Consider the following 12,894-nt stretch of genomic DNA (forward strand, 5'->3'; position numbering starts at 1 on the left):
CCGGGTGGGGAGAATGGGCGCATGCAGCCACACCCAAACGTGCAGGCGGTGCAACGGGCGCTCGACGACGCGGGCGCGCGGGACGGCTCCGGCGGCGCCAGCCAGGTCCGCCTGCTGCCCGAAGCGGTGCACACCGCCGCGGCGGCGGCCGACGCGCTCGGCGTCGGCGTCGGCGCCATCGCCAACTCGCTCATCTTCGACGCCGACGACGCCCCGCTGCTGGTGCTCACCTCCGGCGCGCACCGGGTGGACACCGCCGGGCTGGCCGCGTCCATCGGGGTCACCCGACTGCGGCGGGCCACCCCGGAGTTCGTCAAGCAGCACACCGGGCAGGTGATCGGCGGGGTCGCCCCGGTCGGCCACCCCCGGCCGCTGCGCACCCTGGTCGACACCGCCCTCGAGGCGTACGGCGAGGTGTGGGCGGCCGGTGGCGTGCCACAGGCGGTCTTCCCCACCACGTACGCGGAGCTGCTGCGGATCACCTCCGGCGCCCCCGCCGAGGTGGCGTGAGCGCCGTCCCGGAGCTGGTCACGCTGCACGTGTGGCGGATCCCCCGGACGGCGGTGCCCCGGGCGCTGGCCCGGATGGCCACGCACCCGACGCGGCTGCGCCGCCTCCCCGGCGTACGGTTCGCCAAGCTGCTCGGCACCGGGACCGGCACCGGCTTCGGCCCCGGCGACGCCGACCCGACCCGCTGGGCCGCCCTGATGGTCTGGGACTCCCCCGCCGCGGCGGCCGGCTTCGACGCCTCGCCGGTCGGCCGGTCCTGGGCCCGGCTCGCCAGCGCCGCGGTCCGGGTGGAGCTGCGCCCGCTGACCAGCCGGGGCGAGTGGTCCGGCCGGCGGCCGTTCGGCGAGCCGTCCGGCGGCCCGGTCACCGGGCCGGTGCTGGCACTGACCCGGGCCCGGCTGCGGGCCCGCCGGGCGGTCACCTTCTGGCGGGCGATCCCCCCGGTCGCCGCCGCCCTGCACGAAGCGCCCGGGCTGCTCGCCCGGTTCGGCGTCGGCGAGGCGCCGCTGGGCTGGCAGGGCACGGTGAGTCTATGGCGGGATCCGACGGACCTGGTCACGTTCGCGTACCGTCACCCGGAGCACCGCGCCGCGATCACCCGTACCCCCAGCGAGGGGTGGTACGCCGAGGAACTGTTCGCGCGGTTCGCGGTGGGCGACGTGGTCGGCGACCGGACGGTGCTGGGATGGGCCGCCGCGGGCGACCCGGAAACGGCGAGAGGACACGCATGAGGTTGGTGCGGTGGACGCCGGACGATCTGGTCCGGCGGCTGGACGACGTGGTGGCCGTCTACGGCGAGGCGATGGGCTACCGCGCCGACCTGCTGGAGGCCCGGCGCGGCTACATCGCCACCCACGTCCGCCGCCCCGGCTTCCGCGCCGTCGCCAGCCTCACCTCCGAGGGGCACCTGGCCGGCTTCGGGTACGGCTACCTCGGCGCGTCCGGCCAGTGGTGGCACGACCAGGTGCACCGAGCGCTGGACGCCGAGGCCCGGCAGCGCTGGCTGACCCACTGCTTCGAGGTGGTGGAGCTGCACGTCCGGCCGCCCGCGCAGGGGCACGGCCTCGGCGCCGGCCAGCTGCGCGCCCTGCTCACCATGGCGGAGGGCACGACCACCCTGCTCTCCACCCCGGAGGCCGACGAGCGGACGTCCCGCGCCTGGCGGCTCTACCGTCGCTTCGGCTTCATCGACGTCCTGCGCCACTTCCACTTCCCCGGCGACGAGCGGCCGTTCGGCGTGCTCGGCCGGGACCTGCCGCTGCCCCCGCCCGGCCCGGCCACGTCGTGATCCGGCGCCGGCTGCCCTGGGCGGGGCTGGGCGTCCTGGTCGTCGCCCAGATCTGCTACCCGCTCACCGCCGGCGCCACCCGGGCCGGGCTGACCGTCGCCACGGTCCTGCTCGGCTGGCTGCTCTCCGTCGGCCACGCGCTGCTCAGCCGGGGTACGCGGACCGCGCTCACGCTGGTCGCGGTGGCCACCGGCGGTGGCTTCGCGATCGAGGCGCTCGGGGTGGCCACCGGCTTCCCGTTCGGCAGCTACGACTACTCGGGCGAGTTGGGCCCGAAGCTGGCCGGGGTGCCGTTGATCATCCCGCTGGCGTGGACCTGGATGGCCTGGCCGGCCTGGCTCACCGCGGTCCGGCTCACTGAGCCTGCCCCGGGGCCGACCGGAGACCGGCCGGCACCCGGGTGGGTGGACCGCCTCGGCCGGGTCGCGGTGGCCGCGGTCGGGCTGGCCGCCTGGGACCTCTTCCTCGACCCGCAGATGGTGGCCGAGGGCTACTGGGTCTGGCGGGACGCCACCCCGGCCCTGCCCGGCCTGCCCGGCATCCCGGCCAGCAACTACCTCGGCTGGCTGCTCTTCGCGGTGCTGCTGATGGGCGCGCTGCGCCCGCTCGCCGGACCGGCCGTCGCCCGCGCCGACGGGCGGGACGCGCCGATGTTCGCGCTCTACCTGTGGACGTACGCCGCCAGCGTGCTGGCGCACGGGGTCTTCCTCCGGCTGCCCGCCTCCGCGCTCTGGGGCGCGGCCGGGATGGCGGTGGCCGCCGTACCGCTGGCGGTGACGTTGCTGCGCGCCCGCCGCACCGGCGCCGACCGCCCGGTGGCGGGCCCCGCTCCGCGCCCGGGTGTCGACGCGCCGGCATGACCGCCGTCGGAGTCCTGGTCGTCGCGGTCGCCGTGCTCACCGCGCACACGCTCGTCAACGCCACCCGCTGGCTGCGCCGCCCCGCCGCCGGCCCGGTCGAGGTGACCGAGGCGGTGGCGGTGCTGCTGCCGCTGCGCGACGAGGCCGACCGGGTGGCCCCCTGCCTGCGCGCGCTGCTCGCCCAGCGGGGCGTACCCGACCTGCGGATCGTGGTGCTCGACGACGGCTCGACCGACGGCACCGCCGACGTGGTTCGCGCGGTGGCCGGCGACGACCCGCGGCTCACCCTGCTCACCGGGGTCGCCCCGCCGCCGGGCTGGCTGGGCAAGCCGCACGCCTGCTGGCAGCTCGCCACCCGCACCGACCCAGCCCCGACCGTGCTGGCCTTCGTCGACGCCGACGTGGTGCTCACCCCGTACGCCGTCGCGGCGGCAGTGACCGAGCTGCGCGCGGCGGGGGCGGCGCTGCTGTCGCCGTACCCCCGGATCGTGGCGCGGACGGCGGCCGACCGGCTGGTGCAGCCGCTGCTGCAGTGGCTGTGGCTGACCTTCCTGCCGCTGCGCGCGATGGAACGCTCGCCGCGGCCGTCCCTGGCCGCGGCGGGCGGGCAGTTCCTGGTCGTGGACCGGGCCGGCTACCTGCGGGCCGGTGGGCACGCGGCGGTGGCCGACCAGGTCCTGGAGGACATCGAGCTGGCCCGGGCGGTGAAGCGCGCAGGCGGCCGGATCGCCCTGGCCGACGGCTCCCGGCTGGCCACCTGCCGGATGTACGAGAGCTGGCCGCAGCTGCGCGACGGCTACACCAAGTCGCTCTGGTCCTCCTTCGGGCACCCGGCCGCCGCGGCCGTGGTGGTGGCCCTGCTGCTCCTGCTCTACACCGCTCCCCCGCTGGTCGCCGCGGTGCTCGCCCCGACGGCGCCACTGGTGTCACTGGTTGCGCTGGTCGCGTACCTGCTAGGGGTGGCCGGGCGGGTGATCAGCGCCCGGGCCACCGGCGGCCGGGCCTGGCCCGACGCGCTGGCCCACCCCGTGTCGGTCGGGGTCCTCGGTTGGCTGACCCTCCGGTCGTACCATCTGCGGAAGCGGCAGCGCCTCACCTGGCGTGGTCGCCCGGTCACCTAGGGGGAGGCGCGGCATGGCGCGGATCGTGGTCATCGGCGCCGGCGTCGGTGGGCTGGCCACCGCCGCCCGGCTGGCGGTCACCGGGCACGAGGTCACCGTCTTCGAGCGGGCCGACACGGTCGGCGGCAAGCTCGGCTGCCACCCGCACGACACCCCCGAGGGGGCGTGGCACTTCGACACCGGGCCGAGCCTGCTCACCCTGCCGCAGGTCTTCCACGACCTGTTCGAGGCGACCGGGGCGAAGCTCGACGAGTACCTCGACCTGGTGCCGCTGGACCCGATCGTCCGGCACGTCTTCCCCGGTGACGGCCCCACCCTGGACTCCTGCGCCGACCCGGCCGAGTTCACCGCCCGGATAGGCGCGGCCTTCGGGGACCGGGCCGCCACCGACTGGCAGCGGCTCTGGCGCCGGGCCACCCGGGTGTGGACGGCCTCGCACCGGGACATCCTGGACCGGGCCATCGACTCCCCCCGGGACCTGGCCGCGCTGGCCTGGCGGCTCGGTGACCTCGCCGCCATCGGCCCCGGCCGCACCCTGCGCGGCCTCGGCCGCAGTCACCTGTCCGACCCGCGGCTGCGGATGCTGCTCGACCGGTACGCCACCTACACCGGCGCCGACCCGCGTCGCGCCCCGGCCGCGCTGGTCGCGGTCCCCTACGCCGAACTGGCCTTCGGCGGCTGGTACCTGCGCGGCGGGCTGGGCACGCTGGCCGACGCGCTGCTCTCGCGCTGCCTGGACCTGGGCGTGGTGGTGCAGACCGGCACCACGGTCACCCGGATCGACGCCACCGGCGGCCGGGTGCACGGGGTACGCCTCGCCGGGGTGGCCGCCCCGATCCCCGCCGACGTGGTGGTGGCCAACGTGGACGCGCTCACCGTCTACCGGGACCTGCTGCCCACCCCGCGCCGGCTGGCCGGGCTCACCGACCGCAGCCTGGCCGGCTTCGTGCTGCTGCTCGGCGTACGCGGGGACTCCGGGCTGGCGCACCACAACGTCTTCTTCCCCCGCGACTACGACGCCGAGTTCGACGCGGTCTTCGGCGACCCGGGGCGGGGCGTCCGAGCCCGGCCGGCCCTCGACCCGACGGTCTTCGTCACCGTGGCCGACGACCCGACGGTCCGCCCGGACGGGCACGAGGCGTGGTTCGTGCTGGTCAACGCCGCCCGCCACGGCACCGCCGCGGGCGCGGTCGACTGGCGGCGGCCGGGGCTGGCCGAGGCGTACGCCGACCGGATCCTCGACGTGCTCGCCGAGCGGGGCGCGGACGTCCGGGACCGGCTGGTGTTCCGGGAGATCCGTACCCCGGCCGACCTGGGCGTGGCGACCGGTGCGCCGGGCGGGGCCATCTACGGCACCGCGGGTGGGCTGCTCCGCCCCGCCAACCGGGGCCCGGCGGCCGGCCTGTGGCTGGTCGGCGGCTCCACCCACCCTGGCGGCGGCCTCCCGATGGTCACCCTCTCCGCCCAGATCGTCGCCCACGAGATCGGCCCCGCCTGGTAAGGAAGGGCCCCTTCTCAATGCCTGCGGTAGAGCAGGGTTTCCTTCGCACCGCTTCGGGGACCTCAGCCGGAGTCGATCAGGGCGCGGCGGACGGCGGTGAGAAGTTGCCCGAGGCCGAAGCCGGCCAGCAGTACCCAGACCGTGGTGGCCATGGTGATGGTGCCGGCGGTCAGGTCGGCGTCGATCAGCCCGGTGAGCCCGGCGACCACCAGTCCGACCAGGGCCACGCAGACCCGGGTGGGGCGCTCCCCCACGGTCACCGCGCCGATCTCCCGCATCCCGGCGGAGACCGCCCGGGCCCGGACGTACTCGTGCAGCCAGGACAGGCCGCCGGCCGCGGCGACCAGCGCGCCCGGCGCGCCGATCAGCCAGAACGCGGTCAGCCAGGCGGCCTCGCCGAGCCGGTCGGCGACCGAGTCGTAGACGTAGCCGAGCCGGGTGGTGCGGTTGGTGGCCACCGCCACCGCGCCGTCGACGCTGTCCGCCACCGCGGCGAGCAGCACGAACAGCGCGCCGAGGAACGGCCCGTCGCCCGGCCGTCCGACCAGTAGCGGTACGCAGAAGCAGAGCAGCACCCCGACCACGGTCACCGGGGTCGGGCCGACCCGCAGCCGGCCCAGGACGTAGCCGACGTGGTAGGCGAAGCGCAGCCAGGCGCGGACCACCGGGGCGGCCACCCGGGGATCGAACCCGCCGTGCAGCCGCGCCCACGCGGTCGCGTACTGGTCCCAGTTCAGCTGTGTGCCCACCTCGGGATCAACCCTAGAAGGGCGGGCGGGTGTCGCGGGCCCAGTGGGTCACACCCGGGCGCCGGCCCGGAGGTGCTGCCAGACCTCGCGGGTGGCGGTGGACCGGTTGAGGGTGATGAAGTGGATGCCGGGCACGCCCTCGTCCAGCAGCTTCGCGCACATCTCGCTGGCCTGCTCGATGCCGAGCCGGCGGACCGCCTCCGGGTCGTCGGCGACCCGCGCGAACCGCTCCGCCAGCGCGGGCGGGAACGGCGCGCCGGAGAGCTGCACGGACCGCTCGATGGTGCCCAGCTGGGTCACCGGCATCACCCCGGCCAGGATCGGGGTGTCGCAGCCGGCGGCCACCACCCGGTCGCGCAGCCGCAGGTAGTCGTCGGCCTCGAAGAACATCTGGGTGATGGCGAAGTCGGCCCCCGCCCGGCACTTGCGGACGAAATGTGCCGTGTCGCTGGCCACGTCGGGCGAGCGCGGGTGCTTGTACGGGAAGGCGGCCACCCCGACGCTGAAGTCGCCGGCGTCGCGGATCAGCCGGACCAGCTCCTCGGCGTAGCGCACGCCCTCCGGGTGCCGGACCCACTCGCCGCCCGGGTTGCCCGGCGGATCGCCGCGCACGGCCAGCACGTTCCGGACGCCGACCGAGGCCAGCCGGCCGATGACGTGTCGCAGCTCGGCGACCGAGTGGTCGACGGCGGTCAGGTGCGCCATCGGCAGCAGGGTGGTCTCGGTGGCGATCCGCTCGGTCACCGAGACCGTGGTGTCCCGGGTCGAGCCGCCCGCGCCGTAGGTGATCGAGACGAACGAGGGGCGCAGCGACTCCAGCTCGCGGATGGCCTGCCAGAGCAGGCGCTCCCCCTGCGGTGTCTTCGGCGGGAAGAACTCGAAGGAGAAGGTGGGCTGCCCGGCACGTATCAGCTCGCCGATCGCCGGCTGGGGATTGGGGAGGACCGAGGGAAGACCGAGCGCCACGCACCCGACTCTAACCGCCACGTCCCGTCGTACCCAGGATCTTCCCAGCCCGCGAGCACGGCACGGCGGAGCGTCGTACCCCGGGGGTAGAAACGGGGCAGCGTGGTGGGGCCGGCCGGTGGCCGGCACCCGGGGGGCCGCGCGGGGGTCAGCACGATCGGCGGCGCGCCGGTCCGGCACGGCCGGCACGTTCGCGTCGCCACCCACGCCGACGCCCTGCAGAGGACCGATGATCCGGGCGCTGGCGGCGCAGCACGGGATCGCGGTAGGCCTCCAGCACGGCGTCGATGTCGTCGTCGCGCCAGGGTGGCCGAGGGCAATCCGGGTGACGGCGGGTACGCCGTTCCCCAGAAGTTACTTTGGATTCAGGCTGCCGCTAGCTGAACAACTCCCCCGGGGGCTCGTGAGCCTCCGGGGGAGTTTTCTGTTTTCAAGGTTTGCTGCCGTCACTCTCCGGTGATTTCACCCTCGATCATGTTGTTGAACCTGCTCATATAGATGTGCTCACCATCGATGCACTTCCATCGACCTTCGGGGTCTACGCCCGTTCCGACAGCAGCCTTTACCTCTTCGAAGTTGACAAGGGTTACCCGGGGCGCGAGAAATTGGACAGCACCGAAATCGAATCGGTTATCACCGTACTCCAATGAGAAGGACTCGAAATGAGCCAAAAGGTTGCCGCGCTCTTGGCGGAATCGATGGTCAGACACGAACTGCTCTAGTCTGTCGGCGCGGACGTGCATCGTCAAGGTGTGGTAGGGCCATCGCGCCTTCCCGGTCTTCACGAACTCGACTAGGGCCTCAAGTTCCTCCAAGTCGCTTGGCTTCAGCCCTTCCGGGATAGGGAATGGCCGTCCGAAGTGCTTCTGCAGCTCGTCAAACGCGACGACCAGACGGACAAGCATTCCTTCATCCTCGAAAATCGGCTCTGTCACATCACATTCGGCAAAGGGCACGCCCATGCGGAGGGTTAGGCTATTGCCGGGCTTTATTGCTGCGATGAAGTCTGCCGCCGGACGTGCCGCGTAAGGAAACAGGCCGATCGGTGACGACACCTTGAAGCTCATGGATCCGGCCGTAGTGCGGCTGTCGCTATCGAGTATGAATTTCGCGGTAAGCAGACCCGAGGGGTCGGAACCCGTGAGGGTAATCCCGCGCGCCCCACTGACACGCCGATTGAGTTGCAACGTGATGGAGGCAATAACCCGCCCGTCAGGCTTCTGAACGTCCAAGACGCAAGGCAGCGGCAAGCCGCGGTTGTCCTCTATCGACCTGATCTCAAGTTTCGAGGTGCCCGAGGGTCGATCCCATCCGAACGCTCGCCGCGTCTCATCAGACGCGTCGATATTGAACCCTCGGACGAATTGACCCGGAACTGTCACGTCGCCGCCGTAATCCATTACCTGTCGAAGACGGCGTGCGATTTCCTCAGCGTCGGGGTCATCGGGAGGGAATTCAAAGACGGGTTTGAAGCTAATCGGGTCGCGTTGGGCTGCCCCAGGGTAGCGCTCACGGAAACGGAACTCAATTCCGTCCGGACCCGTGGCAAAGTCGGTTGTCCAGTGAGGAGACAAGTCTGCCGCGCGCTGGGCTAGGCCTATGACGCGCTCTCTCAGATCCGGCAGCCCGCGCGCCAATACGTCACGTTCCTGCCTGAACTGGTGCGCCAACTCCAAGAGTCGATATTCTTCACCCTCGACATACCGCCTCAGATCTTCCCTACCTGCAAACTGGAAGTCTAGCCAGTCGATACCCCACCACTCCAAGGAGATCTTGGGGAATTCGCCTTTAAGGCTATTCCACCATTTGTCCTCAGCCGGAGAGTGATTAAGAGGTAGAATCAGCACCCATCGGTCGGGCTTGTGCAACGCTGCCGTTTGAAGGGACTTCTCTATGTTCCGCTGTTGCTGCCTGTTAAGCCGCTGGTTGAAGGACTTGATTTCAAAGATTGTGAGCCCATCCGAGGATCGAAGGGTGCTGTCCCTGCCCCCGTCGCCGCCGGCCCCGTCCATAGCCTCGGCACCGGGATAGAGACTCCGTAGCAGCGCCTGGACGGCGCGCTCAAACTTTCTTGGGTCGACCACCACACGGTGCCACTGGATCATGATGGTTGCTCCCAGCGTACGAGCGTTCGAAATGCCGACCGAACACACTACCCCTCACCACCGACACGACCGCCGATTGGGCTCGTGCTGGGCCCGTTGTGGCGTCGCCCTCGGGGCCATGCGCAGGCCCGTCGGAATTCGGGCCCTAAGATCGTCGGGGCCTTTCCGATTGAACCATCGGATGTCGGACTTGCCTGAATATGCAGATCATGTATGCGAGTTGCCTTAACTAAACGCGCGCGCGTACACGCGCGCATGCGTGTACACAGGCGCGGTTAGTAAGCAGTGGCGACGACTAGTTAGGGCTCGACATCAATTCAAATCGGGCTACCGTGTCGCCCAGTTGCCGGTTGCGTCGGCTAGATGAGTGGCGCACCCAAAAGCGCCGAACGACTTGCCAACAGCTTCCGCGATTGCCGATGATTGATCCCGGCCGGAGTCACCAAAGCAAAGCAACGCCCGGGGTGCCACCCGAGCGTTGCTGGTGTCTCCGCCTCTGTTCAGTCCGCATAGACGTACAAAAGTGGAGGCAGGATGAATGTACCCACACCCCTGGAATGCGTCAACGCTGAGGCAGACGAGAGCCGGGCGCACGTCAGGCCTGACGTGGGCGAAAGCGCGGCGGAGCGGCGCCACAAGCGGCTTGTGGAGCTGATGAAGGTCGTTCCTCCGATCTTGCTGGCGTTGGCCGCGTTGGTTACCGCCCTTCGGTAGCTGCTGGGGTGGGTCAGGGGGTCGAGCCCGTCTGAGACCCCTTGGCCGTCCAGGCTAGGAACCTGTCGAACAGCTCCCCTGGGGTTAGTCCCGGGTTGGGATTCAGCTTGATCAAGTCCGCGGTGGCATCGAAGAGGCAGCCGGCCAGGTAGACGGACAGGGCCACCCGATCCTGCCGGTACTCCACGCGTAGCAGCATCCGGGCTGTAGGGCACGGCCACGCGGCGGCGCACACCCGGCAGAGCCACAGGGGCCGCATTGGCAAGTGCTCTCTACGCACGCCGCCCACCGTTCCCGCGGTGCGCCTGCCCGCGCGTCAAGAAGTTCCCGACCCAGAGGACCTGTGTCGGCTGGTTCCAGTGCGCCCAGTCGGACCGCTTCGGTTGCTCGGGGATCGGCTCCACAGGCACCGGAAGGCGCTTGTCCGGGCACGTCCGCCACCGGAGGCCACACGAGCAGTCACGGCGCAGCCAGCGCCGCCACACGGGCCGGTGGGTGGGTGCGAGCGGTACAGGCTTCGGAACTCTGCGTCTCATCCCCCGATCGTCCCCCTGACGTTGGCACACGTCAACCGCATCAGCCGTTGTATCGGGACGTCGATAGCTGCCTCATTACCTTCAAGTCATGGATCGGGTGGAGCTTGTCGGCGCGGCTGAGATCCGACTGATGCTCGGCGGTGTTTCCCGGCAGCGCGTCAACGTGATCACCAACTCCAAGGGCTTCCCCGATCCGTACACCACACTGATCATGGGCAAAGTCTGGGTCAGAGCCGACGTTGAGGCGTGGATAGCGACTCACCGGCCAGAGTTGGCGACAGACTGATGAACCCCGGGTGTCGCCCGGGACTGTTCCGTCATCGGTGGCTACGCCATAGCCAATAAGTAGACCTCTAGCGCCTTTTGTCGGATTGGGGCTCAGGAAACCGTGTTGAGTACAACCCGGAGGCGTCGGCGCTGACGGCCCGGGCGGCAGCGACACTCTCACGGGTCACCCCAGGTTCCGCCAGCATTTCCAGCACCAACGCCCGAGTGACAGCCAAGGGCCGGCGCTTCCGCTTCCTAGCCGGGCCGGGCCGGGCGACGGGACGTGCCCAGCCGGGTTGGCGGCGGACGGACCCGGGGCCCGGTGGCCGAGGTCGGGCGCACCGGCGGCCGGCGGGTCGGACCCGGGCGACCTGGCCGAGCTGCGGCGCTGGGACGACCTGCTGGGCGGGGCCGACCTGGCCGGGCCCGGAGCCCGCCGGCCGGACCGGCGGCCCGGGGATACCGCGCCGCCGGTCCGGCCGGCCGCCGTCGGCGGCTGCCGGGGCTGGCCGAGTCGGCGCAGCTCGCCGGCTGGCTCGCCGCCGACGCCGGGGAGGTGACCGGCGGCCTGGACGCCTACCGGCTGGCGCTGCGCGCGGCGGTGGCCGCCGGCGACCCGGCCGGGCACGTGCTCGGTTCGGCGAGCCACCTGCTGGCCGGCGTCGGGGACCCGCTGGGGGCGCTGGCGCTTGCCCGGTCCGGCTACGCGGGCAGCCGCGACGCGGCGTCCCCCGGGCTGCGGGCCCTGCTGCTGCACCGGGTGGCGTTCGCCGCCGCGCTCGCCGGGCGGTCCCGCGCCGCGCGGCAGGCCCTCGACGCCGCCGACGGCACCGGCGGGCCCGAGCCGGACCGGGAACCGCCCTGGCTGTACTGGCTCGACGAGGCCGAGCTGGCGGCGATGACCGGTCGCACCCTGGTCGCACTGGGCCGGCCCGGGCCCGCCGTGTCTCTGCTCGCGCCGGTCGCGCGGGCGGGGCCGCCCCCGCCGCGCCGCCGTACGCCGACCTGCTGGTCGCGGCCCGCCCGTACCTGCCGCTGCGGGCGGGGAGCGGGCCCGGGGCGGCCCGGGCGCGGCGGCCGCGGTCGGTGCCCGGCACGCCACGCCGACCGGGCGACACGACGTGACCGGCGGGGACCGGCTAGCGTCTTGGCGTGACCCACGCTGCTCCCGTATCCCCCGTCGACCGCGCCGGCCTGCGCCAGCGGATCGACAAGGCGCTCACCGAGTTCCTCGCCGGCCAGCGCGGCTGGCTGACCGCCGTCGACGACGGCCTGGTGCCGGTCGCCGAGGCGATCGAGGCGTTCGTGCTCGGGGGCGGGAAGCGGCTGCGCCCGGCCTTCGCGTACTGGGGCTACCGGGGTGCCGGCGGGGTGGACTCCGACCAAGTGGTGAGCGCCCTCGCCGCGCTGGAGTTCGTGCAGGCCAGCGCCTTGATCCACGACGACCTGATGGACCGCTCGGACACCCGGCGCGGCGAGCCGGCGGTGCACCGGCGGTTCGCGGCCCGGCACCGGGCGGCCGGCTGGGGCGGCGACCCGGACGGCTTCGGCGATGCCGCGGCGATCCTCCTGGGCGACCTCTGCCTGGTCTGGTCGGACGAGCTGCTGCACTCGGCCGGCCTCGACCCGCGTACGGTGGCCCGGGCCCGACCGGTCTTCGACGAGATGCGCACCGAGGTGACCGTCGGGCAGTACCTCGACGTGCTGACCCAGGTCACCGGGGACACCTCGCGGGAGCGGGCCGGCAAGGTGGCCCGCTACAAGTCGGCGAAGTACACCGTCGAGCGGCCGCTGCTGCTGGGCGCCGCGCTGGCCGACGCCCCGGCCGAGGTGCACGCGGCGTACTCGGCGTACGGGCTGCCGCTGGGTGAGGCCTTCCAGCTCCGCGACGACGTGCTGGGCGTCTTCGGCGACCCGGAGCGCACCGGCAAGCCGGCCGGCGACGACCTGCGCGAGGGCAAGCGGACCTACCTGGTGGCGGCGGCCCTGGAGGCGGTCGACGAGGCCGGGCGGGAGCTGCTGCTCGGCGGGCTCGGCGACCCCGGGCTGGATGCCGAGCGGGTGGGCCGGCTGCGCGAGCTGATCACCGCGAGCGGGGCGCTGGAGCGTACCGAGCGGCGGATCGCCGCGCTGACCGAGAGCGCGCTGGCCGCGCTCGCCACCGTCGACCTGGACACCGAGGCCCGCCAGGCCCTGGTCGACCTCGCCATCGCCGCCACCCGCCGCACCGACTGATCCCGCCCCGCTGAGTCGATCATGAGGTTGACGGCACTGTCG

At 72.5% G+C, this 12,894-nt stretch carries 13 protein-coding genes; 9 read left to right on the forward strand and 4 right to left on the reverse strand.

The features are described from left to right. The first annotated feature begins 21 nt into the window (after nt 1-21). Genes ACFYOS_RS09795 through ACFYOS_RS09820 form a run of 6 tightly spaced genes read left to right on the forward strand, consistent with a single transcriptional unit; the run spans nt 22 to nt 5,280 of the window. Nucleotides 22-510: a YbaK/EbsC family protein gene (locus ACFYOS_RS09795; protein WP_387137760.1), complete on the forward strand. Its 489-nt coding sequence runs from the start codon at nt 22-24 to the stop codon at nt 508-510. Then, nucleotides 507-1,241, forward strand: coding sequence for a monooxygenase (locus tag ACFYOS_RS09800; protein WP_387137762.1), 735 nt, complete (start codon nt 507-509; stop codon nt 1,239-1,241). Before ACFYOS_RS09795 ends, ACFYOS_RS09800 begins: the two co-directional genes overlap by 4 nt. Further along, a complete protein-coding gene (locus ACFYOS_RS09805) occupies nt 1,238-1,798 on the forward strand; it encodes a GNAT family N-acetyltransferase (protein ID WP_387137765.1) in 561 nt (186 codons plus the stop codon). The genes ACFYOS_RS09800 and ACFYOS_RS09805 overlap by 4 nt, the downstream gene beginning before the upstream one ends. After that, complete coding sequence (locus ACFYOS_RS09810; protein ID WP_387137767.1) at nt 1,795-2,658, forward strand: carotenoid biosynthesis protein; 864 nt, start codon at nt 1,795-1,797, stop codon at nt 2,656-2,658. Before ACFYOS_RS09805 ends, ACFYOS_RS09810 begins: the two co-directional genes overlap by 4 nt. Beyond that, complete coding sequence (locus ACFYOS_RS09815) at nt 2,655-3,779, forward strand: glycosyltransferase (protein WP_387137769.1); 1,125 nt, start codon at nt 2,655-2,657, stop codon at nt 3,777-3,779. Before ACFYOS_RS09810 ends, ACFYOS_RS09815 begins: the two co-directional genes overlap by 4 nt. Nucleotides 3,780-3,792: 13 nt before the next feature. Further along, nucleotides 3,793-5,280, forward strand: coding sequence for a phytoene desaturase family protein (locus ACFYOS_RS09820; protein ID WP_387137772.1), 1,488 nt, complete (start codon nt 3,793-3,795; stop codon nt 5,278-5,280). Between the two features lie 62 nt (nt 5,281-5,342). Here ACFYOS_RS09820 and ACFYOS_RS09825 read toward each other — a convergent pair whose 3' ends face one another. From ACFYOS_RS09825 to ACFYOS_RS09840, 4 genes are all read right to left on the reverse strand, one after another. Next, complete coding sequence (locus ACFYOS_RS09825; RefSeq protein ID WP_387137774.1) at nt 5,343-6,029, reverse strand: CDP-alcohol phosphatidyltransferase family protein; 687 nt, start codon at nt 6,027-6,029, stop codon at nt 5,343-5,345. A gap of 48 nt (nt 6,030-6,077) precedes the next feature. Continuing rightward, entirely contained in the window at nt 6,078-6,995 is a 918-nt protein-coding gene (metF, locus tag ACFYOS_RS09830) for a methylenetetrahydrofolate reductase [NAD(P)H] (protein WP_387137777.1), read from the reverse strand. A 446-nt stretch (nt 6,996-7,441) separates the two neighbouring features. Further along, nucleotides 7,442-9,100: a hypothetical protein gene (locus tag ACFYOS_RS09835; protein ID WP_387137780.1), complete on the reverse strand. Its 1,659-nt coding sequence runs from the start codon at nt 9,098-9,100 to the stop codon at nt 7,442-7,444. A 727-nt stretch (nt 9,101-9,827) separates the two neighbouring features. Then, nucleotides 9,828-10,073 carry a hypothetical protein gene (locus ACFYOS_RS09840; protein WP_387137939.1) on the reverse strand — a complete coding sequence of 82 codons (246 nt, stop codon included), beginning with the start codon at nt 10,071-10,073 and terminating at the stop codon, nt 9,828-9,830. Nucleotides 10,074-10,438: 365 nt separating this feature from the next. Between ACFYOS_RS09840 and ACFYOS_RS09845 the strand changes: the two genes are divergently transcribed. From ACFYOS_RS09845 to ACFYOS_RS09855, 3 genes are all read left to right on the forward strand, one after another. Further along, complete coding sequence (locus ACFYOS_RS09845; protein ID WP_387137783.1) at nt 10,439-10,636, forward strand: hypothetical protein; 198 nt, start codon at nt 10,439-10,441, stop codon at nt 10,634-10,636. Between the two features lie 303 nt (nt 10,637-10,939). Continuing rightward, nucleotides 10,940-11,773 (forward strand): hypothetical protein, encoded by an 834-nt coding sequence (locus tag ACFYOS_RS09850; protein WP_387137786.1) that lies wholly within the window; start codon nt 10,940-10,942, stop codon nt 11,771-11,773. After that, the gene (locus ACFYOS_RS09855) at nt 11,770-12,852 is read left to right on the forward strand and encodes a polyprenyl synthetase family protein (RefSeq protein ID WP_387137788.1); all 1,083 of its coding nucleotides are present in this window, start codon (nt 11,770-11,772) and stop codon (nt 12,850-12,852) included. Before ACFYOS_RS09850 ends, ACFYOS_RS09855 begins: the two co-directional genes overlap by 4 nt. The last annotated feature ends 42 nt before the right edge of the window (nt 12,853-12,894 follow it).

The organism is Micromonospora sp. NPDC005806 (assembly GCF_042871425.1).
GTDB lineage: Bacteria > Actinomycetota > Actinomycetes > Mycobacteriales > Micromonosporaceae > Micromonospora.

Bases quoted from the DNA above. Each gene is read 5' to 3' on its own strand.
- ACFYOS_RS09795 (WP_387137760.1), top strand. From the start codon at position 22: ATGCAGCCACACCCAAACGTGCAGGCGGTGCAACGGGCGCTCGACGAC.
- ACFYOS_RS09840 (WP_387137939.1), bottom strand. From the start codon at position 10,073: ATGCGGCCCCTGTGGCTCTGCCGGGTGTGCGCCGCCGCGTGGCCGTGC.
- ACFYOS_RS09845 (WP_387137783.1), top strand. From the start codon at position 10,439: ATGGATCGGGTGGAGCTTGTCGGCGCGGCTGAGATCCGACTGATGCTC.
- ACFYOS_RS09805 (WP_387137765.1), top strand. From the start codon at position 1,238: ATGAGGTTGGTGCGGTGGACGCCGGACGATCTGGTCCGGCGGCTGGAC.
- ACFYOS_RS09835 (WP_387137780.1), bottom strand. From the start codon at position 9,100: ATGATCCAGTGGCACCGTGTGGTGGTCGACCCAAGAAAGTTTGAGCGC.
- ACFYOS_RS09815 (WP_387137769.1), top strand. From the start codon at position 2,655: ATGACCGCCGTCGGAGTCCTGGTCGTCGCGGTCGCCGTGCTCACCGCG.
- ACFYOS_RS09820 (WP_387137772.1), top strand. From the start codon at position 3,793: ATGGCGCGGATCGTGGTCATCGGCGCCGGCGTCGGTGGGCTGGCCACC.